This window comes from Streptomyces sp. NPDC059009 (assembly GCF_042740175.1).
GTDB lineage: Bacteria > Actinomycetota > Actinomycetes > Streptomycetales > Streptomycetaceae > Streptomyces.
In genome coordinates this window covers 19,946-46,546 of the sequence record NZ_JBHYJB010000054.1, presented here as the reverse complement: position 1 = coordinate 46,546, position 26,601 = coordinate 19,946, and the positions used below count along the sequence as shown (strand labels likewise).

Here is a 26,601-nt window from a genome sequence, read left to right as displayed (position 1 = left end):
TCCTATCCCTTCTCTCTGGGCTCTCTGGGCTCTCTGGGCTCTGTGAGTCCTCTGAGCTGCTCGTTCATGATCAGAAAGGCGCCCAGACCGTGGAAGTCGTTGGTCTCACGGGGGCGCGCGACGTAGAAGGCGTAGTCGCCGACGTTGGTGCCGATGGAGATGTCGGCGAGGTCGGTGCGGCCGTCGGAGCCGAGGGAGATCTTCTTCAGGACGCCCTCGTAGCCGCGCCGGGCGACCTGCGCGTAGTGCGGGTCCACATAGCCCCGCTGGGCGGCCCGGGAGAGCGCGTAGGTGAACATGCTGGAGCAGGACGTCTCGGTCCAGTTGCCGTCGCGGTCGCCCTTGTCGACGACCTGGAACCAGCGGCCGGTCGCGGGGTCCTGGTACTTCTCGATCCCGGCAGCCAACTTCTGCACTGTGCCGATGAGTTGGGCGCGTCCGGGCTGGTCCGCCGGGACCGCGTCGAGGACGTTGACGGCGGCCATCGAGTACCAGCCGATGGCGCGGCACCAGTGCTCGGGGGCGAGCCCGGTGTCCCGGTCGGCCCAGGAGGCGGTGCGGGACTCGTCAAAGGCGTGCCGCAACAGCCCGTTGCCGACCTGGAGATGGCTCCCGTAGACATTGAGCTGCTGGACGGCCTCGGCGTTCGCGTAGGCGGCGTCGCCGAACTCCTTGCCGTACTCGACGAGGAACGGATTCACCATGTAGACGCCGTCCGACCAGAGCTGGTGGGCGCGGCTGTCGGTGTCGGCGTGCCAGAAACCGCCGTCGCCGGTGCGCGGGTAGGTCTTCAGGCGGTCGCGGATCTTGCGGGCGGCGACCTGGTACCGCTGCCGGCCGGTCTCGTGGTGCAGGATCACGAGGAGCCGTCCGGCCTGCATGCTGTCGAGGCTGTTGAACTTCTGGCCGATGTTCCCGGAGCTGTCGACGAAGCGGTCCACGTAGCTCTTGATGTACGTCAAGTAGCGGGCCTGGTGCGTGCGTTGATAGGTGCGGTACTGGCCGTAGAGGTAGAGCCCGACGGGGTAGGACCAGCCGCCGATCTTGTCCGGTGTGAAGCGGGCGGTGGTGGAGTCGACCATGGCGGTGGACCAGTCGACGGACCGGGCGGGGGCGGCGCTCCGGGACGCCTGCGCGGGACCTGCCACGGCCGTGGGGGCGGCGGCGAGCAGCGCGGCCACGACGGCGGCGCACAGCGCCTTGAGTCTTCTCACGTCCCTCCTTCGCATCATGTCCCTCCTTCGCGATAGGCGTACGCGGGGACCGGCGCCGGGTCGCGCGGGGCGTCGACGAGGGCGCGGATCACGGGGTGGTCGGGTGAGCGGTGGCAGGCGGGGTCGGTGCGTGCGGCGTCGCCGGTGAGGGCGTACGCCTGGCAGCGGCAGCCGCCGAAGTCCGTGGCGCGCAGCTCGCAGCTGCGGCAGGGCTCGCGCATCCAGGACTCGCCCCGGTACCGGTTGAAGGCGTCCGACTCCCGCCAGATCCAGGCGAGTCGGTGCTCCGTGACGTTGGGCGCGGCCGCCCCGAGGAGCTCGCCCGCCGCCGGGCACGGCAGCACCGTGCCGTCCGGGGCGACGGTCAGGGAGAGGGCGCCCCAGCCGCCCATGCAGGGCTTCGCGGTGCCGTCGACGTAGTCGGGCGCGACCCAGACGAGCTCCATGCGCCCGGTGAGCCGCTCCCGCCACCGCTCGACGGCGGCGCGGGCGGCGGCGACCTGGGCGCGGCTCGGCAGCAGCGCGTCCCGGTTGCGCAGCGCCCAGCCGTAGAACTGGGTGTTGGCCAGCTCGATCCGGTCCGCACCCCACGCAAGGCCCAGTTCGACGAGCCCGTCCAGTGCGTCGAGGTTGGCGCGGTGCAGCACGGCGTTGAGCCCGAGCGGAAGGCCGGCCGTGCGCACGAGCCGTGCGGCCCGCTGCTTGGCGGTGAACGCCCGTGCGCCCGCGATGAGTTGGCCCTCCTTGGGGTCGGGGTGCTGCACGGACAGCTGCACGCTGCGCAGGCCCGCGTCGACGAGCACGGCGAGCCGCTCGCGGTGCAGTCCGACGCCGCTGGTGACGAGCTGCGTGTGGATCCCGGCACTGTCTGCGGCGGCGACGATGTCGGCGAGGTCGCGGCGGAGCAGGGGCTCGCCGCCGGAGAGGTGGGTCTGGACGACACCGAGGTCGGCGGCCTGCCGGAAGACGTCGCTCCACTGGGCTGTCGTCAACTCGGCGGATCGGGCGACGAGTTCGGTGGGGTTGGAGCAGTAGGCGCAGCGCAGGGGGCAGCCGTGGGTGAGTTCGGCGAGCAGCGCCCACGGAGGATCGGGAACCCGGGTCACCGGAGCCACCCCTCCCCCCGTAACTTCTCCAGGAACACGGGGACTTCGTCGGCGACGGGCGCGTCCGGGTGCCGGTGCGCGAGCTCCGTCACGATGGCGTCGACGTCCCGCTCGCCGTCGCAGAGCCGCAGCACCTGCCCGGCCGCCCCGCGCAGCACGACGACCCGCTCGGGCAGGACGAGGAGGTCGACGTCGCGCACCCGGTCGTGGCGCAGGGTGACCGAGCGGACGAGGGCGGGACGCCAGCGGCCCCGTAAGTGGGAGGCATGCGTGGGGACGTCCGTCATGCCGCTCCCTCCCCCCGGTCGACGGCGTCGAGCAGCGACCACAGCACGTCGCACTTGAAGGCGAGCGCGGCGACGGCACGCTCCTGCTGCTCGCGGGTGCGCGCCCATTCCAGGACGAGCGCGAGCGCCTCCTGCCCGTCGCGGCCCCCCTGTCCCACCCGGGTACGGAAGTAGGCGAGCCCGTCGGTGTCGAGCCACGGGTAGTGGCGTTCGAAGGCGGCGATCCGGGTGCGCATCAGGTCGGGCGCGGACAGCTCGGTGAGGGAGGCGGCGACGGCGTCGAGGGCGGGCCGCAGCCGGCAGAAGTTGACGTAGCCGTCGACGGCGAGCCGCACGCCCGGCAACACCCTTGAGGTGTCGGTGAGTTGCCCGCGCGACAGCCCCGCCGCCTCGCCGAGCCGCAGCCACCTCTCGATGCCGCCGTCACCGTCCTTCTCGCCGTCGTGGTCCTGGATGCGGCGCAGCCAGCCGCGCCGCAGCGCCGGGTCCTCGAACTTGGCGAGGATCAGGGCGTCCTTGACGGGGATGTGCCGCTGATAGTGGAAGCGGTTGGCGATCCAGCGCCGCACTTCCGTGCGCGTCAGGGTGCCTTCGTGCATGCGTACGTTGAAGGGGTGCCGGTCGTGGTAGCGCTCGGCCGAGACAGCGCGCAGGCGTGCGGTGAGCTCGTCCGGGGTCCAGGGGGCGGGGGGCTCGGAGTTCTCGCGGTACAGGGAAGGGGCGGCCGTCACAGCTCGATCACCATCCGGTCGGCGGCGGCCTCGAGCCCCCACTCGGCGAGCTGCTTGTGCTGCTCGGCGTGCGGGTCCCCGAGGGGGTTGGTGTTGTTGAGGTGGGTGTAGAGGACCCGGCCTGGGAGGCGGGCGAGGCGGTGGGCGGTGCCGCCGGGGCCACTGATGGGGAGGTGCCCCATGGCGGTGGCGGTGCGCGTGGTGAACCCGGCCCGCACGGGCTCGTCGTCGTCCCAGAAGGTCCCGTCGGCGAAGACGAGGTCGGCCTCGCGCGCGGCCCGCTCGAAGGCGTCGGTCCAGACGGCGAGGGCGGGGGCGTAGAGGACGGTGGCGCCGGTGGCGGGGTCGTGGAGGCGGAGGGCGACGGACCAGGTGGGGGTGTCGGGGCCGCCCGGGCCGGCGGCGTAGCGGGGCCGTTTGGCCGAAACAGGCAGGGCGGAGACGCGTATCCCCGAACTCCCGTCCAGCACCAGCGGGTTGACGCCTTCCGCCCCCGTCGCGTCCGGCAGTTCACGCCACCGCACAGCGGTGTACGGACCGAGCACGGCGTCGAGGCGCAGCCCGTCGCGCACCGCACGGCGCACGGGCGCGGTGGCGAGGATCTCCACGCCGTCGCGGGCCTCGCGCAGCCGGGCGATGCCGAGGGCGTGGTCGAGTTCGGCGTCGGTGAGGACGACACCGGCGAGCGGGGTCCTGCGGGGTTCCGGCCCCGGGTGGAGGGCCGGACAGTCCTCGATCTGGGCACCGAGGTCGGGGGTGGCGTTGACCACGTACCAGTGGCGCTCGCCCGCGCGGACGGCGAGCGAGGCGTGCAGACGGCGGCGCTCCGGGTGGGCGCGTGCCCCGGTGCACCCGGGGCACGCGCAGTTCCACTGGGGCAGTCCGCCGCCCGCCGCGGTGCCGAGCACCTGCAGCAGCATGGCGGTGGGTCTACCGGTCGGCGAGACGGTAGGCCGTGACCTCCAGGGCGGTGTCGACGACCACGTACTCGGGGGTCTCCCAAGGGGTGGGGGCCGCGGGGGCCGTGCCGTCCTGGGTGACGCTCTCGTGCTCGGTCATGTGCGTGCCTGCCTTCCTGACGGGGGTGGGGGTTCAGGAGGGTGTGCGCAGAACTCGCGCAGCGTTCACATGAGTGACCTGGATTCACTCACGTGCAATAGAGTCGCGGCATGACGGGACGCGGTCAATGGTGCAGACCGTTCTGAAGCCGTGCGCGTCGCGAAACCACCCCCAGGAATGCGACAGCACGGCTGATCGTTGACCATGGGAGTACCAATCCTGCCTTCGTTGGCAGCAACCGACTTAAGGATCGAGAGCTCGTGAGCAAGGTCCCCCCGATCACTCTGAACAACGGCGTCGAGATGCCCCAGCTCGGCTTCGGCGTCTGGCAGGTGCCGGACGACGAGGCGGAGAAGGCCGTCGGCACCGCGATTGAGGCCGGGTACCGCAGCATCGACACCGCGGCCATCTACGGCAACGAAGAGGGCACCGGCAAGGCGATCGCCGCGTCCGGCGTCCCCCGCGAGGAGCTCTTCATCACGACGAAGCTCTGGAACGCGGACCAGGGCCACGACGCCACGCTGCGCGCCTTCGACGCGTCCCTGGAGAAGCTCGGCCTCGACTACGTGGACCTGTACCTGATCCACTGGCCGCTGCCCTCCAAGGGCCTGTACGTGGACACGTACAAGGCGTTCGAGAAGATCCAGGCCGAGGGGCGCGCCAAGTCCATCGGCGTCTCGAACTTCCTCCCCGAGCACCTGGAGCGGCTCCTCGCCGAGACGTCGGTGATCCCCGCCGTCAACCAGATCGAGCTGCACCCGCACCTGCAGCAGCGCGCGTCCCGCGAGGTCCACGCGGAGCAGGGCATCGCCACGGAGGCGTGGTCGCCGCTGGGCCAGGGCAAGGGCCTCCTGGAGGTCCCCGCGATCGTCGCCATCGCGCAGAAGCACGGGCGCACCCCCGCGCAGGTCGTGCTGCGCTGGCACGTCCAGCTGGGCAACGTCGTCATCCCGAAGTCCGTGACGCCCTCGCGGATCAAGGAGAACATCGATGTGTTCGGCTTCGAGCTCGATGTCGAGGACATGGCGGCGATCAGTGCGCTGAACGAGGACCGGAGGCTGGGGCCGGATCCGGCCACGTTCGACGTGGCCTGAGCCCCGGCTGGTCCGGCCTGCACGGCCCGCCGCGCGTGTGCGTGCGGCGGGCCGTTCACGTTCGTGTGGTGGGCCGTTCACGTCAGATGAGGTTGTGCAGCTTCTCACGGACGGCCAGCACTTCGGCCGCGTCGGCACCGAAGAGGTTGACCCGGGTGTCGAGCACCTGCTGGTAGTACCTGATGGCCGCGGCGCGGTCACCCAACTTCTCGAAGACCTCACCGAGTTGGTCACGGGCGCGGAGCGTGTCCGGGTGATCCTCGCCGAGCTCCCAGCTCCGGGAGTCCGCCAGCTGCTCGTACATGTGGCGGGCGTCTTCGTGGCGATCGGCATCCGTGTACGCCTGGGCCAGGAGTTCCAGGGTCCGGTCGATCTCGGCGCCGGGGCGTGACTGTGCCGACCTGCCTTCCAGCAGCTGCTGGTAGAGGTCGATCGCCACGTCCAGGTATCCGGCCGCCTGCTGGGCCCGGGCCAGGCCCTCGCGGCTGTGGAGCGTGTCCGGGTGCGACTCGCCCTGCGTGGCGGCCCTTCTGGTGTACGTGAGTTCGTAGATCTCGACCGCCGACCTCGGCTCGTCCTGCGCCAGATGCACCTCTGCGACGTGTTCGTAGGTACGGAGGGTCAGCGGGTCGGTGGGCCCCAGGAGCCGCGTCCGGGTGGTCAGCGTCTCGTCGAGCAACCGCATGCCCTGCCCCAGCTCCCCCAGCGCCAGGTGCGACAGGCCCGCACCCTCGCGCGCGTCCAGGGTGTCCGGGTGCTCCTCGCCCAGCGTCCTGACCCTGGTGGCGAGGACGTCGTCGTACGTCGCGGCGGCCCAGTTGACGTTGCCCGAGAGCAGGTACAGGCGGGCCACCTCGGCCTTCACCACCGTGGTGAAGCCATCGTCCGCGGCGAGGCCCCGGCGGCACGCGGCGAGGAGTCGCTCCAGCTCGCGCATCGCCCCCTCGGTGTCACCTGCCTCGTGGCAGGCGCGAGTGAGGTCGAGCCAGCGGGTGAGCGTCGTCGGGTGCTCGGGGCCCAGAGTCCTGCGGGCCTCAGCGAGCCGTTCCTCACTCTCCGCCAGATCCAACTGTGCGTCGAACGCCTCGGGTTGGAGGTCCATGGTGGGGCGGTCACCGGACGCCGTATCCTCGACCGCGCTCAGGATCTCCAGGAACCGGGCGTCGGCGTCCGCCTGCAGCCTGCGCTTGCGCTCACGCGTCTGCCGGCGCAGCCGCGAGGGCGACCGCGCGACGTCCTTGACCAAGGCCCACAGCTCGGAGTGGTGCACGCCGAGGACCGGCCCCAAGGGATCCAGCGCGTCCGCGTAGACGGCGAACGACGCCTCGATGTCTCCCGTCGCCCCGAAAGCCCGGGCGAGCGCCCCCACCGTTGACAGATACTCCGGGTCCACGGGTTCGAGGAGCCGCCGCTGACACGCCATCGCCCGCAGCAGCCAGGAGATGGCCTTCTCCGGGTCGCCTGATCCACCGACGCGCTCCGCGGCCACCACCATCAGGCCGGCGAAGGCAAGACTGTTCTCCTCCCTCTGCGCGACGTCGGCCAACTCCTCGATGTGCGGGCGGATTTCGCGCCACTCGGCAACCGTGTCCGCATGCTCCGGCAGCTGCTCGGTCGAGCCCTGCGACAGCGCCCGGCGAAGACAGAGAGTGGCCAGGTCCCGCGCCTCCGCCACAGCCTGCTCCCCCTGGGCCGGATCATCGGGGTCCGGCACCCGCGCCGCCCTCCGTACGTGGTCGTGCACGCGCACCGTCGCCGCGTCCTCGCCCTCGCCCTCGTCCAGCACGACGAGCTTGACGCGCGCCAGGCCACGCAGAGCGCGGTCCCGCTTCGGCGCCGACTCCAGGAGCGAAAGCAGACGCAGCGGCACGGGCTCGGACCCGAACCAGGCCAGGACGAGCAGGATCCGGGTGGCCAGGCGGTTGTCGACGGCCTGGAGGGCGAGGGTCACGAACGTCCGTGCCTCCGGCGGGAACCCGCCCGGGCCCGGTTCGCTCGCCGTCTGGGCGGCCATGCGGGCGAGTTCGGCACGGTACTCGATGATGGTGGTGCCCTCGGCCTGCCGGAGGTGGGCAGCCGCCATGAAAACGGTGAGCGGGAGGCGGCCGAGGTCCTCGCAGAGCTCCTCGACCCCGTCGGCGGCGGCCCCCGTGAAGCCGGACTCCTCGTTGAACAGTTCGACCGCTGCGGGGAGTTCGAGCGGTCCGACGTTCACCGTCGTGTCCGGCGGGCACCATTCGCCGCCGAGCCGCCCCAGGACCAGGAAGCTGCCGCGTGGCCCGGCCCGGGTCAGCAGGGTGCGGATGTCCGCGGGACCCGCCGCGCTGTCCACGACCACCAGGCAGTGGTGCGCCTGCAGCCACCCCAGGGCCCACTCCCGCAGCAGCTCGGTCGGCATCGCGTCCAACGGCCGGACGTTCTGCGGCAGTTCGGGGTGGACCGCGACGGCCAGCGCGGCGAGGCCCTCGTCGAGGGTGTCGGCGGTGTCCCCGTCGATCCACCACACCCCCTCGTACACGTCCTCTTCCTCGATCTCCCGCACCCACTCCACGGCCACGGCCGTCTTGCCCACGCCCCCGAGTCCGGTGACGGCGACGACGGAGGGTTCACGCGTGGCGGCCCGAATGAACGCCTCATCCAGCAGGGCGAGTTCACGCTCACGGCCGATGATGTTGCGCGGCGGCGGGGTGTTCGAGAGGCCGGGCGGGCAGGGGATGAGAGCGGGTTGCTCCAAGATCGCCAACGGCCGCACATCCACATCCGCGTCTCCCGCCTCCACCTCGCTCTCGGCTTCCGCCGCCACCCCACTCCCGGAGCTCTCCGCCTCCGCCGGCTTCCCCAGCTGCGCGGCCACCGCTTCGTCCGAGACCAGAATGACGCCCTCCGACGCGACGACGGGCGGCGCCGCCACCAACCTCCGCTCCGACACAGCCACAGCAGTGTTCCGCAGCAGCCCCAACGCCTCCTCGCTCACCAGCGCGAACGGCTCTCCCGCCGTCCCGAGCCCCCGGCTGCCCGTCCCCTCCTCCACCGGCACGACCGCACGGAACGTCTCACTGCGCGCCCCCGTCCGCGCGGCGATGCCCTCGCCGATCCGGCCGAGGAGCTCGGCGGCGGCGAGCGACTCGGGCCGAGGCAGCGTCTCCAGCAACGCTCCCCTCGCGCCCGGCACGAACTCGTACAACTCCCGCTCCCCGTCGACCGGTTCGAGGAGCCCGCTGAGCAGCACCTCGGCCAGGTCGCTCGGTGGCGAGTCGACGGTGACGTGCTGCTGGATGAGCCTCATCACGGGGAGGGCAGGGACCGAGAGGGCGATGTGGGCGGCGAGGTCGGCGGCGGTGGGCGACGCGGCGGACAGGAAGCGCAGCAGCCGCTCCTCCAGGGGCAAGTCACCCTCCACCAGGGATGGTTGGCCATCGCGCCTCCGCACCTCCCGCACTATCTCTCGCGCACACACGTACGTGACCGCCGTGTCCCGCCGCCGGTCCCCCGTCGCCATCACGAGCCCCGCCCAGTCGGCCAGCCACTCCGGAGACAGCTCCAGTACGGGTACGGGAAGCGTGCCCGGATCCCTCTTCGTGCGGCCGTCGTGCGGGGTGAACCGGAGGGCCGTGTTGGGCGCGCCCGCGCGCGAGGCGATGGCCCGGCCGGGCACGGCGGGGGCCGCGGTACGGCGCCACAGGCGTTCGGGCAGCGGCTGGAGGATGGCCGTGGGCCCACTGCGCGCCCACCGGTGCAGGACGGGCCCCACCCGCCCGGCCCACCAGTGCGGCCCGGAACAGTCGCTGAGGACGAGGGCGAGGTCCCGCCCTGTGGGGTCGACGAGGGCGGCCGGTTCCCTCGCCGGGCCGGTCGGGGACGGGCGGACGGCCAGTCCCCGTCCCAGGTCCGCCAGGTACCACACCCGCACATCCCGGAACGCCCCCGTCCGCCGCATCGCCTCCCTCAACTCCCGTACCAGCGGCCGCCATACGCCCATCGCGGGGCCGGTGTCGACGACGAGGGAGAGAGTGAGGAGGCGGTCCGTGGTGGGGACCATCACCGGGGTCCAGGGGCGCCGGCCGGGGCGGCGGGCGGCGCGGGTCGCCGTGGCGTCCTCGTCGAGGCGGCGGCGCCTGCGGTCGGGGACGCGCTGCTTGAGCGGGCGCAGGGCCCGCTGGATCGCGAGTTCGTGGCGGAGCGCGCGCGGCGCGGGCACCAGCAGTTCGTCGGCGTCCGAGCCGGACAGGCCCGCCCCGCGCGGCAGGTGCAGGAGGCGGCCGCCTGCGACGGTCCCCTCCTCGTCGGCGCCGTCCCGGGGCTCGTCCTCCTCAGCGGCCGCATCCTGATCGTCGTCCGGTCCGTCCCCGCGCACAGGGTCCTCGAAGGCCAGGTCCATCACGGCCCACGGGTCGGACCAGCTGCCCGCCACGCGCTGCCCCCCAGGCCGTCCGCCGCCCTCCCCCGGCGCGCACTCGTCCTCCCCCTCCCCCGGCAACCGCTCCGCGAGCCACAGCATCTCCGCGAGCTCCAGCGGCGTGACCGGCGGGCCCAGCGCTTCGAGGGCGTCACGGAGGCGCTCGACGGTCATCGCGGGGCGCCGCCGTCGTCGTCGAGCCCGGCCGTGTCGCGGCTCAGGTACGGCATGACCTGGTCCGCCAGTTCGGCGACCGTCTCGGGGGATTCGCTGAACGACGCGTGGTGGCACATGTAGATCGCGTTGAGGAGCTGGTCGTTGGCGAGCAGCCCCTTGCTGCGGCGCGCGAAGAAGCGCTCGATGATCTCCCTTGCCCCGTCGGGGAGTTCACCCTCGGTGCCCTCGCCGTGGTCCGCGCCCACCACGCCCCCGAGGTGCTCCCGCACGATCGCCGTCAGCTCCTCGACGGTCGCGGGCTGCTTCAGGTCCACCGTCACGCAGCGCCGCAGGAACGCGGGCGGGAACTCGCGTTCGCCGTTGCTGGTCATCACGACGAGCGGGAAGGCGCGGCAGGTGACCGTGCCGTCGCGGATCTCCACCCGGTCGGTGGTGCTGTCGGCCGTCATGACCCTGGCCGTCGGCTCCGCGCGCCGGGCCAGCTCGACGAGTTCGTAGGAGCCCTTCTCGAAGATGGTGAGGAGGTCGTTGGGGAGGTCGATGTCGCTCTTGTCGATCTCGTCGACGAGCAGGACCCGCGGACGCTCGTACGGGAGCAGGGCGGTGCCGAGGGGGCCGAGGCGGAGGTAGTCGCCGATGTCGTCGGGCCCGGTGGCGCCCCGCGGCCCGTCCTCGCGGGCGCGCTCCGCCGCGTACAGCCTGGTCAGCGGGTCGTACTCGTAGAGCCCGTCCCGCAGCGCGACGCGGCTGGTGATGGGCCAGTGCAGCACCTTGCCGAGGCCGAGTTCATGGGCGACGGCGTAGGCGAGGGACGACTTGCCGGTGCCTGGGGCGCCGGTGACGAGGAGGGGCCTGCGGAGGTAGAGCGCGGCGTTGACCTGCCGGACGGCGTCGCGGCTCGGGCGGTAGCTGGCGGCGGCGTGCCGGTTCCCGGAGTCGCCGGGCGGGACGGGCAGGGGCGGGCCGCCCGTGAAGGTGCGCCACGGCGGCGGGTCGGGCAGCCGCTCGATCCCCTCGTGCGGGACGCGCTCCCCGGTGTAGAGCTGCCAGTCGGTCGGCGCGGCGGTCTCATCAGACGCCATCTCACGAACTCCCCATCGCCAAGGGTGGATCGGGCTTGCGCTCCGGGTCGTCCCAGAACAGGGTGAGCCGGTGCCCACAGTGGTCGGCGCTTCCCTTGTGCGGGGAACGCGCCTCCTTGCGGAGCTTCATGACCTCGGTCGGCAGCAGGTCGGGGGCCACGGCGCCGACGGCCGCGACGAGCACGTCCAGATACGCCTCGGCGGCACAGCGGACGTGTCCCTCGCCCCCGTCCGCCCCGCACTCGCGCCGCCGCCACAGCATGATGGGCACGCCCGTGTCGAGCGCGGCCGACAGCCAGTCCGGCCGGGGCGTCGCCGCATACGCGAGCGCGCACAGGTCGTCGTCGGCGTCGAGCCAGTCGTAGAACTCCGCGTAGTCGTAGGGGCTTCCGCAGCGCACCGGCTGCGGCCGGGTCTCGCGCCGGGCGCGCACGGTCTCCCAGCGCTTGCGGGTGAGACGGGCCGCCGTCACCGGCTTGAGCCGCTCGACGTGGCGGACGACGACGGGCACGGAGCGCAGGGGGCGGGGTCTGGCCGCGCCGGGCTCGTGGATGCGCCAGTCCTCGAAGGGCTGGTTCATGAGCCCTTCCGGGACGACGAACTCCAGCATCCAGTCCAGGTCGTGGACCTTCGCGACCTGCTCGGCGAGGAGCGCCTCGACCTTGGCGGGGACCTGGGCGCGGCGCACCCGCTCGGGCCCGGCGCCGCCGACCCGGACGCCGTCGACGACGGTGGAGACGGTGAGTTCGAGGCTGGCGCCGCGGGTGAGGGGTTCGAGCCGCACGATGACGGAGCCGGTGGACCGGGCGGCGGCACCGACCGCGGCGGTCCCCCGCTCGGCGTACCCGACGAGCCAGCACCGCATCCACTCCTCCACGCCGTCCCGGGCGGGCGTGGGGAGTTGGGGGACGAGGACCCGCAGCAGCCGCTCGAGCCGGTCCTCGCCGCCGGGCATATGCTCGCCCACGTACCGGATGGCGTCCCATACGGAGGCGAAGGCGGGCAGGGGCCGCCGGAAGGCGGGGAACGCCTTCCGGACGATGACCTCAAGACCGATCCGCGGCTCGACTCCCGCACACCGCAGGCGTAGTTCGCGGCGCGGCTCGGGGGCGAGCCAGTCGAGGTCCAGCAGGTCGTCGAGGTCTTCCCAGTGCCGCCGCATGGAGGCGAGGGGCAGCATCCGCCCCGTGTACCCTCCCTGCTCGCCGCCGAGCACGGCGTCGGTGACGATCCCCACGACGCGCTCGGTGGTCGGGTCGTAGACGGGGGCCCCGCTGAACCCCTCGTCCAGGCGCCGCAGATGGGCCTGGACGACCTCGACCTCCAGCCACTCCGCGCGCAGCAGGCGGTCACCGCTGGTGCGGAGGGTGACGTGCGTGCCGTCCTGCTCGTGCCCGAGCGGATAGCCGAGAGCCGTCAACTCATAGGTGAGCGAGCCGTTCTGGGGTACGAGGGCATCAAGCGGGGCGAAGACGCAGGCGCGCTCGGATTCCAGTGGTGTGTCGAGTTCGAGAACCGCGATGTCCCCGAGGTCGTCGAGCCGCTCCCACCCCGTGCCGCAGTCGCGCACGGTGGCGGTCAGGTCTCCGGCCACCCCGGGCAGCGCCACGACCACCTTACTGAGGCCGTGGACGACATGGGCGCACGTGACGATGCGCCGACCGTCGACCAGCACCCCGGCCCCCACCGGCCGGCCCCCGTCCGTGGCGATCCGCGCACGCCAGTGCATGTCCCCCATTATTCGCCTCTGTGTCCGCCTCTACTCGCCCTGCGCACCGCCCTGTTGACCCTGTGCGGGCACCCCGGGCGCGACCTCTCCAGCATCCCCTCGTGACCGCGTCCACGACAGCTTCACGGTCAGATGCCCCTCGGCGGAGGTCTTCGCGATGACGGCCCCGGCCGCCGCGTTGAGCTTCACACCGAATTCGAGCTCGATCTCGTCGGGGTTGAGCACGGTGGTCCGAAACGCCCGCAACGCCGCCTCGGCGGCCCCGCGCACACTGTCCAGGGCGTCCTCGAACCGCCCCTGCACATCGTGGATCTCCCCATCGGGGTGCCGTCGCGACACGGACCGGAATCCGGGGTCCCGCGTGTCCACCTCGACGACGACGGGGCCGTCGTCGGACTCCCAGCGCATCAGCTCGCTCATGTAGGAACGTTAACGTCAACAGGGGCCCCGTCAGGGGGCGTTGGGAATTACCGCTCGCGATACGTCGCCATGGCCCGCTCGTAGACCCGGTTCACGGCGTCGCGGCGCGACTCGGGGCCCGTCACCAGGATGAGGTGGTAGCGGCCCTTGGAGAGGATGGCGAGGTTGCGGACGTAGACCTCCCGGCCGGTCTCCTCCTGCCAGGTGTAACGGCCTTCCGCCATGGTCAGACCTCGCGTTTCGATCTGTCGGAGGCCGGTGACCGAGGACCACGACGAATCCCGGAACGGTTTCAGTTCCGGCTCCCCCTCGTTCAGGTACTTGATCGGTTCCTTCCCGTACCGGTCAGCCGAATCCCGGCCGGGCACGACGGTGAGCCGGTAGTCGCCGCCGGTGAACAGGTACTGGCCCTCGCTGTTCCTGTCGTGCCGCTCCCACCGGTCCGGCACTTCGATGCGGAACGAGCTCTCCTCGACGAACCGGTACCCCTTGGCCGCCGCTCTCTCCTTCGCCTTGCCCTGCGAGGGCCGGGGCGAGTGCGGGGCAGGGGGCGAGTGAGTGACCGACGGTTTGTCCGACGCGCCCTCGGGAGACGACCCGTCGCCGTCCGTGAGCTGCCGGACGGTCAGGGCGGCGACGGCGACCAGCACGGCCGCGACGACGGCGTAGGGGACGACACGGCGTCGGTCGCGTGCCGGGCGCCGCGGTCGCGGCCGGGCCCCCGCTCCCTCCGCCGTCCGGAGCACGGCCGGTGCCGGTGCCGGGGCCGGTGGCTCCGCCACCATCCGCAGCACCTCTACGACCGCCTCCGCCGACGGCCGCTCCTCGGGCACCTTGGCCAGCAACTTCCGTACGAGTGCGCCCAGTTCACGGCCCTTCTCGACCGGCACGCTCTCAGCGGTGAGCACGGCCGCGACCGTCCCCTCCAGCGTCTCCCGCCGGAACGGCGACCACCCCTCCAGCACCCGGAAGAGCAGCACCCCGAGCGACCACAGGTCGGACGGGGGCGCCGGACGGTGGCCGCCCATCCGTTCGGGCGCCGTGTACTCCAGGGAGCCGACGAACTCGCCGGACCGGGTCAGCGGCTCGTCGCCCTCGATGTAGGCGATGCCGAAGTCGGTGAGGACGACGCGCCCGTCGGCGCCGAGGAGCACATTGGCGGGCTTCACGTCGCGGTGCAGCACGCCGCGCGCGTGGGCCGCGCCCAGGGCCCTGGCCACGTGCAGGCCGATGCGGGCCGCCTCGGGCTCGGAGAGCGCGCCCTCGCGGGCGAGCAGGTCGGCGAGGGACTCCCCCTCGATGCGCTCCATGACGATCCAGGGAAGCCCGCCGTCCGTGATGACGTCGTGCACGGTGACGATGGCGGGGTGGCGCACCCGTGCCGCCGCGCGGGCCTCCCGCAGGATGCGTTCGACGCGGGCCGCCTGGGCGGCGGGTTCGATCGAGAGCAGTTCGGGGAGGTGGGCCACCTTGACGGCGACGTCCCGGTCGACGAGGTCGTCGTGTCCGAGCCAGACGGAGCCCATCCCGCCCGCGCCGATGCGCTCGACGAGCCGGTAGCGACCGCCGATCACCTTGCCCTCGGTGCCGCCGGTCCCGGCCCGTTCCCCTGTGGTCATGCGGGCATCATGCCTGTCAACAGGTGCTCCGGTACGGCGTGTTCGGCAGATGCGTACGCCACTGGGACCGGGTGAGGCCCCCGTGGGCGTGCGCGCACGCCGCCGCGGCGGCGCTGTCCGGGGCGACCGCGAGGCTACGGGTCACCGAGCTCGGGGTCGCGACGCGGAGTGTGCCGCCGGCGAAGCCCAGGGCCAGGACGGGGCCGTCCGCCGCCGGGTATTCCGCTCCGGCCAGGCGCGGTGTGGACGTCTCCCACACGCGGACGGAGCCGTTCTCGCGGCCCGCGGCCAGGTGGCGGCCGTCCGCGGAGAAGGAGAGGACGGGGATCCCCACGGCCCCGGTGCTGTCGTCCTGGGAGCCGGGTGCGAGCACGCCGAGGACACGCGTTCCGCGCCCGTTCCACAAGGTGGTCTTCCCGTTGTGGTCGACCACCGCGAGGTAGCGCCCATCGGGGCTGAACTCGGCCGTCTCGACCATGTCCTCGCCGCGCAGCACGTGCGCCGTCCGGCCGGTCGCGAGGCCGGTGAGCACGCCGTCCCAGGTCAGTGCGGACCGGCCGTCGGGAGTGAGCGTGGCCTGGATTCCCGCCGTCGCGCGACGCAGGACGCGGTGGCGGGTGTGTGCGTCGACCTGCCAGGTGTCGATGCGGCGGTCGTCGCTGTCGTGGCTGCCGACGGGGCCGCCCGTCGTCACGAGCGGCGCGCCGGCGTCGGGCACCACCACGCCGTCCACCCGGGACGGCACGGTCTGCCGCAGCGTCGCCGCGCGCCGCCGCAGGTCCCAGGCCCGCAGGGTCGTGCCGTCCGCCCCGTACTGCGCGTAGGCGACCGTACGGCCGTCCGGCGAGAACGCCATCGGTTCGCTGCAGTCCGCGCAGGTGCCTCCCGGAAGCACGGCCGTGGCCCGGCCGTCGCGGGCGCGCCGGAGTGTGAAGTCCCCCTTGTCCCCGTGGGGTTCGACGGTGGCGACCGTGCGGCCGTCCGGGCTGAACCGTGCCGCCTGCAGGGGCCTCGGCAGGCCAGGGGCGGCCGACAGCTCCGCGCTCACGTCGACGGTCCGTACGATCTCGGGCCCGGCGAAGTGGCGGACGACGCCGTCCGCCGCGTCGAGCCGCACCTCCCCGGCGCCCGCGTCCTCGCGGGCATGGCGCAGCAGCGGGGCGTCCGGACGCGCGGTGCGCCAGAGGGCGAACTCGTCCCTGCCGAGAGTGACGGCGAAGGCGCCGTCCGCGCTGAACGCGACCTCCGGCTCCTCGGTGCCCGGCACCTTGATCCTCGGGCGCTCGCGTCCGGACCGTACGTCCCAGGTGCGGACGGAGCCGTCCGCGGGGACGACCAGCGCCCGGCCGTCCGGTGTGAAGGACACGTCCTGGGCGGTGCACGCCCGTGCGTCGAGCGCGCGCGGCCAGGTCTTCCGGAGGGCGCGCCCCGTCCTGATGTCCGTGACGGTCAGGCCGCCGTCGTCGTCGAGGCAGGTCGCCAGGAGCCGGTCGTCGGGGCTGACCGCCGGGGCCGGGCTGCTGCTGGAGCGCGCGTCCTCGGCCTTGGCGAGGAGCCGGTGCCGGCGCACGTCCCACACCTGGACCTCGTCCCGGTCCTCGTCGACGACGACGAACGTCCGCCCGCTCGGCCCGAACTCCCCTTCCACGCTCCCCCGGTGGGACGGCCCGAAGCGCTGCCCGACCGCCCGCTGCCGCCGCAGGTCCACGACCTGCACGCCCCGCTCGCCCCAGACGGCCAGCAGCCGCCCGTCCGCACTGACCTCCGCAGCGGCGTCGGCCTCGTGCCGGATCGCGTAGGTGCCGATGCGGCGATGGGTGCGCAGGTCCCACCGGGCGACCCGGTCCCGGTCGACCGACGTCAGGACGCGGCCGTCCGCGCTGAGGAAGCGCGTCGCGTCGGGCACCGTGCCGTCGTCGAGGCCGGCGAACGTGTCCCGCTCCCGCCGGGCCCCCGCCGTCCGCACCGCCTCCCGTGTCTCCGGCAGGTCGGCGAGGCGCCAGGCCGCCACGCTCAGCCGCGCCGCCGTCACCGGGTCCGAGGTGCGCAGCGTCTGCGCCACGCCCACGATCCGGCGCGCCTCCGCCTCCGCCCGCTGCCGCTGCCCGGTGCGGTTCTGCTGCCATGCCACCGCGCCCGCGACGGCCGCGAGGCAGAGCAGCACGGCGAGGGCGGACACCAGCACCCGCGACCTGCGGGCCGCGCGGGCCAAGGCGCGTACGCCGTGATCGTGCGCATCGACGCTCGCCCGCAGGAACTCCCGCTCCAACCTGCTCAGTTCGAGGCCATCGACACCTCCACCTCCGCCCAGACCTCCGCCTCCGCCTACACCTCCACCTCGGCCTCCGCCTCGACCTCCGCCGCCACGTCGACCTCCACCTCTGCCTCCACCTCCGGCGGCGAAGGCGTCCCGCGCCGCGGTGAGCCTTGCCCCGCGGTACAGCGCCCCGGCGTCCCGCCCCAACTCCTCCCAGGCGTACGCCGCTTCGGTCAGCGCGCGCCGCAGCCGCAGCCGTTCGCGGTCCGCCTCGACCCAGCCGCGCAGCCGGGGCCAGGCGCTGAGCAGGGCCTCGTGGGCCAGGGCGACGGTGGTGCCGTCGGCGATGAGCAGCCGGGCACGCACCAGCCGCTCCAGCACCTCACTGCTCCCACCGGCCTGCCCGATCCCGCCAACTTCCTCGGTTCCGTCAACCTCCCCGGTCCCGCCAGCCTCTCCCCTCCCGCCCGGCAGTTCGGCGCGCTCGACGGGGCGACGGGTGTCCTGCGTGCCGTCGCCCGGCTCGACCATGCGCAGCAACAGGCTGCGGGCTGCCGCCGCTTCATCCTCCGTGAAGCTCGCGAAGACCTCCTCGGCGGTGTGCGCGACGGCCCCGTGGACACCGCCGATCGCCTCGTACGCGGCCTCGGTCAGCGTCTTGCCGCTGCGCCGCCGCCACACTTCGCGCAGCGCGTGCGCCATCAGGGGCAGTCCGCCCGGCTCGTCGGCCACGTCGGCGACGATGCGGGCGGTCAACGCCCGCTCCACGACGAGGTGTTCGGCCGCGGCGGGCCGGACGACGGCCTCCCGGAGGCGGGCGGGCGTCATCGGTCCGACCAGGAGACTCGCGCCCCGCAGCGCGTCGGCGAGCGGGGCGTGCTCGGCGCAGTGGCCGTAGAAGTCGGCGCGGACGGCGAGGATCACGCGGAGGCGGCGGGCCGGTTCACGGGCGGCGAGCAGCAGTTCGAGGAAGCGGGCGCGCTCGGCCGGGTCCCGGCAGAGCGCGAAGGTCTCCTCGAACTGGTCGACGACGAGAAGCGTGTCGCCGTCTCCGTCGGCCGGGGTGAACAGGGCACGGTGCGTACGGGCCGGCCGGTCGCCGGGGGTGAAGAGGCGGATCACGACGGGCGTCGGCGGTGCGCTGTGCGTGCCTCGCGCCGGGGCCGGGGCCGAGGGCGAGGGCGGGGGCGAGGGCAGGGCTCGGCCCGGCGGGTGTTCCCGCAGCGCCGGGATGAGGCCCGCCCGCAGCAGGGACGACTTGCCGCTGCCCGATGCCCCGAGCACCACCACGAGGCGATGGCGCGCGGTGAGGCCGAGGAGTTCGTCCACGAGGTCGTCGCGGCCGTGGAAGCGGGACCGGTCGCCGGGGCCGAAGCGGGCGAGCCCCGGGTAGGGCGACTCCTGTGACTCCGCGCCCTCCGGGGCCGGTTGGGCGTTGGCGGCGACCGTCTCGTGCCACCGCCGCTCCCACTCCCCCGCGTCGCCGTCGCACGCGGCGACGTACGCGAGGAGCACGGCAAGGGAGGGGAGCCGTTCCCCGGAGGCCGCGGCGGACAGGGTCGGGGCCGAGTAGGGGACGCGCTGCGCCATCGACCGGTAGGTGGGGGTGCCCGCGTCGACGCGGAGCTTGCGGAGCTCGTACGCGAGGCGCTGGACAGGGCCCGCCGTCGGCTCCAGCGGCTTCTCCCTGCGCCCCACCGGACTCCCCCCTCTCCGTCCTCGCCCGCCCCTCCACCGGCGAAGATCCCAGCCACGCTAGCAATTGATTGACGGCCCGGAACAGGGCTGCCCATCAATCCCCGCTCGGCTGAACTCGGCCTTTCGGGCCCTGTGCAGGGCCCGGTCACCACCGATCCGTCCGTACGGGGAGCCCGCCATCACCACCGCCCTCCAGACCCAGCGCACCACCCCACGCCCCGCCCGCGCCCCGGCTCCGCCGCGAGCCCTTCAGCGACCGCTGTGGTCGGCCGCCCTGCCCGGCGCACTCCTCGCTCTCGCCCTCGGCCTGTGGGGAGTGCGGCGCGAGGGCCACCTGTGGCGGGACGAGGCGGTGACCGTCGACGTCGCCGGCCGTGAACTGCCCGACCTCTGGGACACGTTGGGAAACGTGGACGCCGTCCACGGCCTGTACTACCTCTTCATGCACGGCCTCTTCCGGACGGTCCCGTACGGCGTCGATCTCACGCTCGTGCTGCGCATCCCGTCGGTGCTCGCGACAGCGGTCGCCGCGGCCGGGGTGGCGCTGACCGGTCTGCGGCTCGCGGGGCCCCGGACCGGGCTGCTCGCCGGGCTGGTGTTCGCCGTGCTGCCGCCGGTGCAGCGGTTCGCGCAGGAGGGCAGGTCGTACGCGATGGTGTGCGCGGCCGTCGTCTGGGCGACGTATCTGCTGGTGCGAGCCGTCCAGTTGGGCGGTCGTCGGCGGTGGGCGGGGTACGCGGCGGTGCTGCTCCTGGCCTGTCTGCTGCACGAGTTCGCGGTGCTGGCGCTCGCCGCGCACGCGCTGGTCGTACCGCGCGCGGCCCGGCGCAGCTGGCTGGTGGCCGCGGCCACCGTGGTCGCCGGGCTCACCCCGCTGGCGGTGCTGAGCCAGCGGCAGTCGGCACAGGTGGAGTGGATCGGCGGACCGGGCCGGACAGCGGCCCAGGCACTCGCCGTCCTGGCCGGGATCGGGGTCGCCTGCGCCGCGTTCCTCGCCCGGGACAGCGGGTGGTGGGGCACGGTGCACCGGGGCGGGAACCAGGGCCGGGGCCGGAGTCGGAGCTCGGGCCAGGACACGGGTGGCACGACGGGCATCGGTGAGGGGGGCGCCTTCGTGCGGCTCGGGGTCGGGCTGGCCGTGTTGCCCTCCGTGCTGCTCCTGCTCGCCTCCCTCGTCCGCCCCCTCTACATGGACCGGTACGTCCTGTACTCCCACGCGGGGCTCGCCCTGCTCGTCGGCGGGGCCCTCGACCGGGCGGCGCGGGGTGCCCGGTGGCGCGCGGTCGTGGCGGCCGGGGTGGCGGGGGCCGCCCTCGTCTCCCTGGTCCCGCTCTCCGTCCGGCTGCGCGCTCCGGAGAGCCGCGTCGACGACACCACGGCCGTGGCACGCGCCCTGCGCGACACCGGCCGGTACGGCGACGCCGTGCTGTATCTGCCGCTGCGCCGGCGCGCCTGGTCACGTCCGTACCCGTGGGCGGCCGCGGGTCTGCGCGACATCGCGCTCGACCGGGATCCGGTGGCGGCGGACAACCTGTATGGGACCGAGGTCCCCGCCGACGTCCTGCGCGCCCGGCTCCTCGCCCAGTCCCGCCGGTCCCGTGTCGTCGTGGCCACCGACCCGCACGGGCCGACCGACGCCGCGGCCGACACCACGGCGGGCGAGGCGGTGAAGCGGTCGGTCCTCGACCGCCACTTCGAGAAGTGCCGCACCCGGAACGTCGACGGGGCGCGCGTCATCCTCTACGCGCGCCCCGGTCACTGCTGAACTCTGCGAGCCTCCGCCGGCCTCTGACGGCCTCCGCCGGCCAGTCGGCCTCCGCTGAACTCGCCCTCCCCACCGACTCGTTACTCCTTGACGGCCACGTGCACCGTGTGCGCCGCCAGCAGGAACAGGTCCGGGCGGCGGCTCAGGCCCTGTGGGTCATCGGGGTCGAGCAGGCGGTCGAGGGTGCCCTTGTCGTCGGGGGCGAGGGCTTCGGCGAAGCCCTCGCGGAAGCGGGTGAACTGGTCCATCACATGGGCCCGGGCCGCCTCGGACAGGGGCGCGGGGAGGTCGAGCAGGAAGGTGCGGGTCGCCACGTGCCGCAGGCCCGCGGCGTCGAGGAGGGTCGGCCAGTCCTCGACCGCCTCCCGCGCGCCGGGCAGGCCCGCGCGCATCTGCGCGAACCACTCCACCTCCGTCGCATCGAGCCGGGCCTGCAGGCCGGGGCGGCCGAAGCCGAGGTCGCGCGGGAGATAGCGGGCGGGCAGGCCGCCCTCCAGGACGGCGAGGGCGCCGCCCGGCGTGAGCCGCCCGCCGAGCGCGGCGAGCGCCGCGCCCTGGTCGCCCACGTGGTGCAAGGAGCGGGCCGCCCAGATCAGGTCGGCGGGGGGAAGCTCGCCGATGCCCTCGGGCAGTTCGGCGCGCAGGGTGCGCAGGCGGCCGTCGAGCCCTTCGCGCGCGGCGCGGGCGGCGGCCCGCTCGAGGAGCGCCTCCTCGGGGTCCATCGCGATCACCTGCGCCCCGGGGAACTCCTCGGCCAGCAGGCAGGACACCACGCCGGGGCCGCTGCCCGCGTCGACGACCGTCGCGGGCGCGGGGCGCAGCTCGCGGAGCCAGGCCGCGGCGTCCCGGTACAGGGGCGCCGTGACCTCGGCGTTCTGCTCCAGATGCGGGATCATGGCGGCCCAGTCCAGCTCGGTGTCGTGACCGTGATGACCGTGACCATGCCCCTGGCCGTGGCTCTGGGTGTGCGCGCTGCCCTGCTGTGCGCCGTGGTGGTCGTGATGGCCCATCGTCGCCGCCCTTCCGTAGTTCTCGGTCCGCGGGGTTCTCGGCCCGCGGGGCCGGTGGTCCGTGGCCCGTCGCCGGACCGCTGTCAGCGTGCGCGCACCCTCGCCCCTCGGGCAAGCCATGTTGCCGATTCAGCAAGGAGAGGGCGGCTCTGCACCCGCCGCGGGCAAGGGCGCATCCGCCTCCCCCGTCTCCCTCCTCCTCGTGGGACTCGGCCCGCCCCCGTAGAACCCGTACAGCCTCCGCACCGTCCCCGCCAGCCGCTCCCGCAGCTCCGCCGGCGCCAGGACCTCCACGCCCGCGCCCAGGCGCAGAAACGCGTCGTGGGCGTGCGGGACGTTCTCGATGGGCAGCACGGCCCGGGTCCAGCCGTCCCCTTCCAGGCGGCCCGTCGCCTCGGCCGCCCGCGCGGCGGCGCCGGTGAGGCGGGGCAGCGTCTCGGGGGCGAGCCGGACCACTGCCTCGCCCTCGTGCAGCCGGGCGTGGAAGGACTCCTGGTACGCCCGCCAGTACGCGGCGAGGTCGAAGCCGTCCGGGACCGTGAACTCCTCGTCCGCCACGTCGAGTCGGAGGATCTGGTCCACCCGGTACGTGCGCGGGTGCTCGCCCCCGGCCGCAGCCGCAGCCCCGGACCCGGACCCGGCAGATGCCGCCGCGATCACGTACCAGCGGCCCGCCTTGAGGACCAGGCCGTACGGGCGCAGCCGCCGCTCCACCTCTGTGGGCGCGCGCCAGCGGCGGTAGCGGACGTCCAGGACCCGGCCGTTCCACACCGCGTCGGCGACGGCGGGCAGGTGCGGCACCGGATCCTCCTCCGCGTACCAGCCGGGGGCGTCGAGGTGGAAGCGGGCGCTGATCCGGTCGGCGTGGCCGCGCAGCTCGGGCGGGAGCGCCGCCCGGACCTTGAGCTGGGCGGCGGCGAGGACCGGGCCGAGGCCGAGCTCGGCGGCGGGTCCGGGCGCGCCCGCGAGGAAGAGGGCCTCGGCCTCGCCGGTGGTGAGGCCGGTGAGCCGGGTGCGGTAGCCGTCGAGCAGCCGGTACCCGCCCGCGTGGCCCGCGTCGCCGTACAGCGGGACCCCGGCCGCGTACAGCGCCTCGATGTCGCGGTAGACGGTGCGCACGGAGACCTCGAGCTCGGTGGCGAGCCGGGCGGCGGTCATCGGGCCACGGGTCTGGAGCAGGAGCAGGATCGAGACGAGTCGGCTGGACTTCACCGCGCCATTTTCGCCGAATCGTCGCCGACTTCACTGACACAGGATGTCAGTGAAGCGGCTTTAGCTTCCTGCCATGCCCTTCCAGGAGAAACTGATCACCGTGCGGCCGCCGTTCCAGGTGTCCGGCCGGCACATCAAGCGCTACCACGTCACCACGGACCCGGCGGGCATCGCACCGGAGGTGGCGGAGGCGGCGTACGCGATCCTGCCCCGGCTGCTCCCCGAGCCGGACGGGACGACGCCGCCCGCGACCTTCGTGGTGCTGCACCGGGGCGGCGACAGCGGCGCCTATCTCAACGCGTACAGCTGGGTGTGGGACAACGTCCTGCACTTCAAGGGCGCGGCGGCGGGCCAGCCCGCGCTGGGCTGCCCGGACACGGACCCGACGCACTTCATCACCCCGGACGTGCCGTGGATCGGCTGTGTGTGGGAGCTGCCGCCGATCCAGCACGAACGCGACGCGTGGATACGGCACGTGCTCGCCCCCGACGTTCCCGACCTCGACGCCTATCTCACCGACTCCCGCCCCGGCGCCACGACAGGAGACCTCGCCGCATGAGCACCGCCCACGACTTCGACTTCTTCTTCGGCGACTGGGACGTGGCGCACCGCCGCCGCCTCGACTTCCTTGATCCGCACAGCGGTTGGGAGGAGTTCTCGGCGCGGAACCGGTGCTGGAGCCTGTTCGGCGGGGCCGCCAACATCGACGAGATGCCGGTGCCGGAGCAGGGCTGGACCGGGCTCACGCTGCGGCTCTTCGACCCGACGACGCGGAAGTGGTCGCTGAACTGGTCCACGGACCGTACGGGGCGCCTCTTCCCGCCCGTGTTCGGGGCGTTCGGCGAGGACGGGCGCGGCGAGTTCCACGGCGACGACACCCACGACGGCAAGGACGTGCGCGTGCGGTTCGTCTGGTCAGGCATCTCGCGCACCACGGCCCGGTGGGAGCAGGCGTTCTCACTGGACGGCGGGGAGACATGGGTGGAGAACTGGTCGATGGCGTTCACGCGGCGGAGCTAGCGCCGCCCGGGGCCAGGCGCCCGCAGGGCGGCGGCTCAGGGCTTCGCGTACGCGTGCAGCGTGAACTCCGGGTCCGGGCGCGGGACTTCCTGCTCCGGGAGGCGGGCGAGCTCGGCCGCGAAGCGGCGGCTCAGGGGGGCGTCGGGGGCGAGCTGCGTGAACCAGCCGCGCCGCAGGTCGGCGACCGTGGAGCGCGGGGAGCGGCCCTGCCCGTGGCCCCGGAAACGGGCGGCTCCGATCCGGTGGAGACCGTGACCGGCCGCGTGCCCGGCGACCAGGGCCGCCGCGTCGGCGGAGGGGCGCCGGGGCCGGTCGGCGAGGACCGCGTCGATGTCGCTGCCCACGTCGTGCGCGGCGGCCTTGTCGACGGTCGTGACGAAGACCCCGCCGGGCCGCAGCACGCGCGCACACTCCCCGACGACCGTGGCCGTCTCCTCCTCCCCGGAGAGCAGGTGCAGCAGCCACACCGCGCAGACGGCGTCGAAGGAGGCGTCGGGGAAGGGGAGTTGGCGGCTGTCGCCGATGACGACGGCGCCGGGAAGGCGTCCTGCGGCCATGCGCGCCATGCGCTCGGTGGCGTCCACCCCCGTCACGGCCAGGCCGTTCCTGGCCAGTCGGCGCGTGACGAGGCCGGTGCCGCAGGCGACGTCCAGCAGGGTGCGGGCGCCGGGCGGCACCAGGCCGAGCACGGCAGCGGCGGCGGCCTCGGCGCGGGGTTCGCCGCCGCGGCTCGCGTCGTAACGGTCGGCCTCTTCGGCGTAGTCGAGCACGGTCGCCCCGGTCGTCTCAGTTGTCTCGGTCGTCTTGGTCGCCTCGGTCGTCCTGGTCGTCCTGGTCGTCCTGGTCGTTCACTCAGCGCCGTGTCCGGGCGCCAACTCCTGGACCCGGTGCGCCAGTTCGAAGTCGAGCTCGGTCAGGGCGCCGCCCGCGCTGTGCGTGTTCACGGACAGGGACACGGTGTTGTAGCCGAGGGTGAGGTCCGAGTGGTGGCCGAGCTCCTCCTGGACCTGGGCGATGTGCACGACCATCGCGGTGGCGGCGAAGTGCGTGCCGAGACGGTAGGTGCGGCTGAGCCTGCCGTCGTCGGCCGACCAGCCCGGCAGCTCCGCGAGCCGGTCCTCGATGTCCTTCTGCGACAGCGGTTCGACTGCCATGCTCACCGCTCCTTCCAGGTCCGCGCACATGTGGAGCTCTCAGCCTGCCCCACACACCCACCGCACGCCACTCCTCGACTACGGTTCTCGGCATGACAACTGCCGCGCGCGCCAACGGAAAAGCGAAGGACGCGAGGGATCCGGCCACAGGTGTCGGGCCGCTGCTGCGCGGCTGGCGCACCCGGCGCCGGATCAGCCAGCTGGACCTCGCGCTGCGCGCCGACTCCTCGGCCCGCCACATCAGCTTCGTGGAGACGGGCCGGTCCCGGCCGAGCGAGGAGTTCCTGCTGCGTCTCGCCGACCACCTGGACGTGCCGATCAGGGAGCGCAACGACCTTCTCCTGGCGGCGGGTTACGCGCCGCGCTTCACCGAGACCTCGATGGACGACCCCGCCTTCGAGACGCTGCGCGAGGGCATGGAGCGCCTGCTGCACGGATACGAGCCGTACCCGGCCCTGGTCGTCGACGCCTCGTACACGGTGGTGGCCGCCAACCGCGGCATCGCGATGCTCATGGACGGCCTCCCGGAGCACCTCCAGGAGCCGCCCCTCAACGCGATGCGCCTGACCCTGCACCCCGAGGGCCTGGCGCCGAAGATCCTGAACCTGCGCGAGTGGCGCGGCCACCTGCTGCACCAGATGGAGCGGCAGATCGCGCTGCAGCGCTCCGACGCACTGCGGGCGGTGTACGAGGAGGTGGCGGCCTACCCGGTGGCGGACCCGGGCGAGGACGCCTTCGCCGACGGCACCGACGTCCCGTACTTCGCGCTCCCGCTCCGCGTGCGCCACGAGGGCCGCGAGCTGTCCTTCGTGTCGTCGATCTCGACGTTCAACACGCCCATGGACGTGACGGTCGCCGAGCTGGCCATCGAGACGCTGCTCCCGGCCGACCCGGCGACGGTCAAGTACCTCCAGACCCTCACGCCCTGAGCGCCGGGCCCGCCGGGCCGGCCGCGCCCGCCGCGTTCGCCCGCCCGGCCCGCAGCGCCCCGTGCTGGACCGCGGCGAACCCGGCCACGACCAGGGCCTGCAGCGGGATCCACACGGCCCCCGCGGCGCTCGGCGACAACCATGCGGCCAGCGCGACGACGCTGAGCACCGCCCAGACGGCGTTGATCTCGACGACGGCCCGCACGCCGAGCACGGGCGGCCGCGTCCGGGCCGCGAGCACGCCGACCCCCGCCGCGTACACGACGAGGCCGAGCCCGAGCGTGAGCAGCAGCTCACCGTCGACGCCGAGCAGCCGTCCCAGGGGCCCGGACGCGGCGGCGTAGGCGAGCCCGTTCACGCCGGTGACGACGGCGTCGAGGCCGAGGAAGCGGCGCAGCATCGCCGTGGGGTCGGTGGTGCGGGCGAGGGCGGTGAGCTGGAACGTGGACGACGCAGACGGTGCAGACATGGCGGATCAGCCTCCTTGCCGGGTTCGGGGCCCGGGTCCGGTCCGGAGTGCGCCGGACCGGACCCGGTGACATCACTGTGCCGAGGCGCGGGCTGAGGGTCGATTACGTCAGAGGTAAGACCGCGCCCCGGTCAAACAACCCATACGGCCCTCACAGGGGTGTGCCCCCCATT

General features: G+C 73.6%; 22 protein-coding genes. 5 read left to right on the top strand and 17 right to left on the bottom strand.

Annotated features, from left to right (window positions below; translation table 11 throughout):
- Positions 1 to 2: 2 nt before the first annotated feature.
- From ACFWYM_RS39095 to pqqA, 6 genes are read right to left on the bottom strand one after another with little or no spacing between them, the layout of a single operon-like run.
- Positions 3 to 1,229: a glycoside hydrolase family 105 protein gene (locus ACFWYM_RS39095; protein WP_384848486.1), complete on the bottom strand. Its 1,227-nt coding sequence runs from the start codon at positions 1,227 to 1,229 to the stop codon at positions 3 to 5.
- Positions 1,229 to 2,320 (bottom strand): pyrroloquinoline quinone biosynthesis protein PqqE, encoded by a 1,092-nt coding sequence (gene pqqE, locus ACFWYM_RS39090; RefSeq protein WP_384848427.1) that lies wholly within the window; start codon positions 2,318 to 2,320, stop codon positions 1,229 to 1,231. The genes ACFWYM_RS39095 and pqqE overlap by 1 nt, the downstream gene beginning before the upstream one ends.
- Positions 2,317 to 2,607 carry a pyrroloquinoline quinone biosynthesis peptide chaperone PqqD gene (pqqD, locus tag ACFWYM_RS39085; protein WP_384848424.1) on the bottom strand — a complete coding sequence of 97 codons (291 nt, stop codon included), beginning with the start codon at positions 2,605 to 2,607 and terminating at the stop codon, positions 2,317 to 2,319. The genes pqqE and pqqD overlap by 4 nt, the downstream gene beginning before the upstream one ends.
- Positions 2,604 to 3,320 (bottom strand): pyrroloquinoline-quinone synthase PqqC, encoded by a 717-nt coding sequence (gene pqqC, locus ACFWYM_RS39080; protein ID WP_384848483.1) that lies wholly within the window; start codon positions 3,318 to 3,320, stop codon positions 2,604 to 2,606. Before pqqC ends, pqqD begins: the two co-directional genes overlap by 4 nt.
- 14 nt (positions 3,321 to 3,334) lie before the next feature.
- A complete protein-coding gene (pqqB, locus tag ACFWYM_RS39075; protein ID WP_384848421.1) occupies positions 3,335 to 4,258 on the bottom strand; it encodes a pyrroloquinoline quinone biosynthesis protein PqqB in 924 nt (307 codons plus the stop codon).
- 10 nt (positions 4,259 to 4,268) lie between these two features.
- Positions 4,269 to 4,397: a pyrroloquinoline quinone precursor peptide PqqA gene (gene pqqA / locus ACFWYM_RS39070; RefSeq protein ID WP_384848418.1), complete on the bottom strand. Its 129-nt coding sequence runs from the start codon at positions 4,395 to 4,397 to the stop codon at positions 4,269 to 4,271.
- A 260-nt stretch (positions 4,398 to 4,657) separates the two neighbouring features.
- Here pqqA and ACFWYM_RS39065 point away from each other — a divergent pair, with 260 nt between their 5' ends.
- Positions 4,658 to 5,491, top strand: a complete 834-nt coding sequence (locus ACFWYM_RS39065; protein WP_384848415.1) for an aldo/keto reductase — start codon at positions 4,658 to 4,660, stop codon at positions 5,489 to 5,491.
- Positions 5,492 to 5,573: 82 nt separating this feature from the next.
- On the opposite strand, the gene ACFWYM_RS39060 is transcribed toward ACFWYM_RS39065, so the two are convergent.
- The 6 genes from ACFWYM_RS39060 to ACFWYM_RS39035 are packed head-to-tail and all read right to left on the bottom strand — an operon-like array spanning position 5,574 to position 18,869.
- Positions 5,574 to 10,061, bottom strand: a complete 4,488-nt coding sequence (locus ACFWYM_RS39060) for an SAV_2336 N-terminal domain-related protein (RefSeq protein WP_384848412.1) — start codon at positions 10,059 to 10,061, stop codon at positions 5,574 to 5,576.
- Positions 10,058 to 11,146, bottom strand: a complete 1,089-nt coding sequence (locus ACFWYM_RS39055) for an AAA family ATPase (protein ID WP_384848409.1) — start codon at positions 11,144 to 11,146, stop codon at positions 10,058 to 10,060. Before ACFWYM_RS39055 ends, ACFWYM_RS39060 begins: the two co-directional genes overlap by 4 nt.
- A 1-nt stretch (position 11,147) precedes the next feature.
- Positions 11,148 to 12,875, bottom strand: a complete 1,728-nt coding sequence (locus ACFWYM_RS39050; RefSeq protein ID WP_384848406.1) for a trypsin-like peptidase domain-containing protein — start codon at positions 12,873 to 12,875, stop codon at positions 11,148 to 11,150.
- Between the two features lie 30 nt (positions 12,876 to 12,905).
- Positions 12,906 to 13,295 (bottom strand): CU044_2847 family protein, encoded by a 390-nt coding sequence (locus ACFWYM_RS39045; RefSeq protein ID WP_384848403.1) that lies wholly within the window; start codon positions 13,293 to 13,295, stop codon positions 12,906 to 12,908.
- Between the two features lie 47 nt (positions 13,296 to 13,342).
- Positions 13,343 to 14,914 carry a serine/threonine-protein kinase gene (locus ACFWYM_RS39040; RefSeq protein WP_384848400.1) on the bottom strand — a complete coding sequence of 524 codons (1,572 nt, stop codon included), beginning with the start codon at positions 14,912 to 14,914 and terminating at the stop codon, positions 13,343 to 13,345.
- A gap of 16 nt (positions 14,915 to 14,930) precedes the next feature.
- Entirely contained in the window at positions 14,931 to 18,869 is a 3,939-nt protein-coding gene (locus ACFWYM_RS39035; protein ID WP_384848397.1) for a hypothetical protein, read from the bottom strand.
- Between the two features lie 64 nt (positions 18,870 to 18,933).
- On the opposite strand from ACFWYM_RS39035, the gene ACFWYM_RS39030 reads away from it, so the two are divergent.
- Entirely contained in the window at positions 18,934 to 20,634 is a 1,701-nt protein-coding gene (locus ACFWYM_RS39030; RefSeq protein WP_384848394.1) for a hypothetical protein, read from the top strand.
- A gap of 80 nt (positions 20,635 to 20,714) precedes the next feature.
- Here the strand turns inward: ACFWYM_RS39030 and ACFWYM_RS39025 are convergent, their stop codons facing one another.
- Both ACFWYM_RS39025 and ACFWYM_RS39020 read right to left on the bottom strand, forming a co-directional pair.
- Positions 20,715 to 21,644: a class I SAM-dependent methyltransferase gene (locus tag ACFWYM_RS39025; RefSeq protein ID WP_384848391.1), complete on the bottom strand. Its 930-nt coding sequence runs from the start codon at positions 21,642 to 21,644 to the stop codon at positions 20,715 to 20,717.
- Between the two features lie 129 nt (positions 21,645 to 21,773).
- Positions 21,774 to 22,856: a helix-turn-helix transcriptional regulator gene (locus ACFWYM_RS39020; RefSeq protein WP_384848388.1), complete on the bottom strand. Its 1,083-nt coding sequence runs from the start codon at positions 22,854 to 22,856 to the stop codon at positions 21,774 to 21,776.
- A 73-nt stretch (positions 22,857 to 22,929) separates the two neighbouring features.
- On the opposite strand from ACFWYM_RS39020, the gene ACFWYM_RS39015 reads away from it, so the two are divergent.
- Together ACFWYM_RS39015 and ACFWYM_RS39010 are read left to right on the top strand one after the other, a co-directional pair.
- Complete coding sequence (locus ACFWYM_RS39015) at positions 22,930 to 23,415, top strand: hypothetical protein (protein ID WP_384848385.1); 486 nt, start codon at positions 22,930 to 22,932, stop codon at positions 23,413 to 23,415.
- Positions 23,412 to 23,876, top strand: coding sequence for a hypothetical protein (locus ACFWYM_RS39010; RefSeq protein WP_384848382.1), 465 nt, complete (start codon positions 23,412 to 23,414; stop codon positions 23,874 to 23,876). Before ACFWYM_RS39015 ends, ACFWYM_RS39010 begins: the two co-directional genes overlap by 4 nt.
- Before the next feature lie 35 nt (positions 23,877 to 23,911).
- On the opposite strand, the gene ACFWYM_RS39005 is transcribed toward ACFWYM_RS39010, so the two are convergent.
- Both ACFWYM_RS39005 and ACFWYM_RS39000 read right to left on the bottom strand, forming a co-directional pair.
- Positions 23,912 to 24,646, bottom strand: a complete 735-nt coding sequence (locus ACFWYM_RS39005) for a methyltransferase domain-containing protein (RefSeq protein ID WP_384848379.1) — start codon at positions 24,644 to 24,646, stop codon at positions 23,912 to 23,914.
- A gap of 78 nt (positions 24,647 to 24,724) precedes the next feature.
- Positions 24,725 to 25,030, bottom strand: coding sequence for a 4a-hydroxytetrahydrobiopterin dehydratase (locus tag ACFWYM_RS39000; protein WP_384848377.1), 306 nt, complete (start codon positions 25,028 to 25,030; stop codon positions 24,725 to 24,727).
- A gap of 92 nt (positions 25,031 to 25,122) precedes the next feature.
- On the opposite strand from ACFWYM_RS39000, the gene ACFWYM_RS38995 reads away from it, so the two are divergent.
- A complete protein-coding gene (locus tag ACFWYM_RS38995) occupies positions 25,123 to 25,959 on the top strand; it encodes a helix-turn-helix domain-containing protein (RefSeq protein WP_384848374.1) in 837 nt (278 codons plus the stop codon).
- On the opposite strand, the gene ACFWYM_RS38990 is transcribed toward ACFWYM_RS38995, so the two are convergent.
- On the bottom strand, positions 25,949 to 26,428 hold the full coding sequence (locus ACFWYM_RS38990; RefSeq protein WP_384848371.1) for a hypothetical protein: 480 nt from the start codon (positions 26,426 to 26,428) through the stop codon (positions 25,949 to 25,951). The genes ACFWYM_RS38995 and ACFWYM_RS38990 overlap by 11 nt on opposite strands.
- Between the last annotated feature and the right edge of the window lie 173 nt (positions 26,429 to 26,601).

Excerpts from the sequence above, each read along its gene's own strand:
- pqqB (WP_384848421.1), bottom strand. The coding sequence starts at position 4,258 with ATGCTGCTGCAGGTGCTCGGCACCGCGGCGGGCGGCGGACTGCCCCAG.
- ACFWYM_RS39040 (WP_384848400.1), bottom strand. The coding sequence starts at position 14,914 with ATGACCACAGGGGAACGGGCCGGGACCGGCGGCACCGAGGGCAAGGTG.
- ACFWYM_RS39015 (WP_384848385.1), top strand. The coding sequence starts at position 22,930 with ATGCCCTTCCAGGAGAAACTGATCACCGTGCGGCCGCCGTTCCAGGTG.
- ACFWYM_RS38990 (WP_384848371.1), bottom strand. The coding sequence starts at position 26,428 with ATGTCTGCACCGTCTGCGTCGTCCACGTTCCAGCTCACCGCCCTCGCC.
- ACFWYM_RS39010 (WP_384848382.1), top strand. The coding sequence starts at position 23,412 with ATGAGCACCGCCCACGACTTCGACTTCTTCTTCGGCGACTGGGACGTG.
- ACFWYM_RS38995 (WP_384848374.1), top strand. The coding sequence starts at position 25,123 with ATGACAACTGCCGCGCGCGCCAACGGAAAAGCGAAGGACGCGAGGGAT.
- pqqA (WP_384848418.1), bottom strand. The coding sequence starts at position 4,397 with ATGACCGAGCACGAGAGCGTCACCCAGGACGGCACGGCCCCCGCGGCC.
- pqqD (WP_384848424.1), bottom strand. The coding sequence starts at position 2,607 with ATGACGGACGTCCCCACGCATGCCTCCCACTTACGGGGCCGCTGGCGT.
- ACFWYM_RS39095 (WP_384848486.1), bottom strand. The coding sequence starts at position 1,229 with ATGCGAAGGAGGGACGTGAGAAGACTCAAGGCGCTGTGCGCCGCCGTC.
- ACFWYM_RS39000 (WP_384848377.1), bottom strand. The coding sequence starts at position 25,030 with ATGGCAGTCGAACCGCTGTCGCAGAAGGACATCGAGGACCGGCTCGCG.
- ACFWYM_RS39060 (WP_384848412.1), bottom strand. The coding sequence starts at position 10,061 with ATGACCGTCGAGCGCCTCCGTGACGCCCTCGAAGCGCTGGGCCCGCCG.
- ACFWYM_RS39050 (WP_384848406.1), bottom strand. The coding sequence starts at position 12,875 with ATGCACTGGCGTGCGCGGATCGCCACGGACGGGGGCCGGCCGGTGGGG.
- ACFWYM_RS39045 (WP_384848403.1), bottom strand. The coding sequence starts at position 13,295 with ATGAGCGAGCTGATGCGCTGGGAGTCCGACGACGGCCCCGTCGTCGTC.
- ACFWYM_RS39025 (WP_384848391.1), bottom strand. The coding sequence starts at position 21,644 with ATGGGCCATCACGACCACCACGGCGCACAGCAGGGCAGCGCGCACACC.
- ACFWYM_RS39055 (WP_384848409.1), bottom strand. The coding sequence starts at position 11,146 with ATGGCGTCTGATGAGACCGCCGCGCCGACCGACTGGCAGCTCTACACC.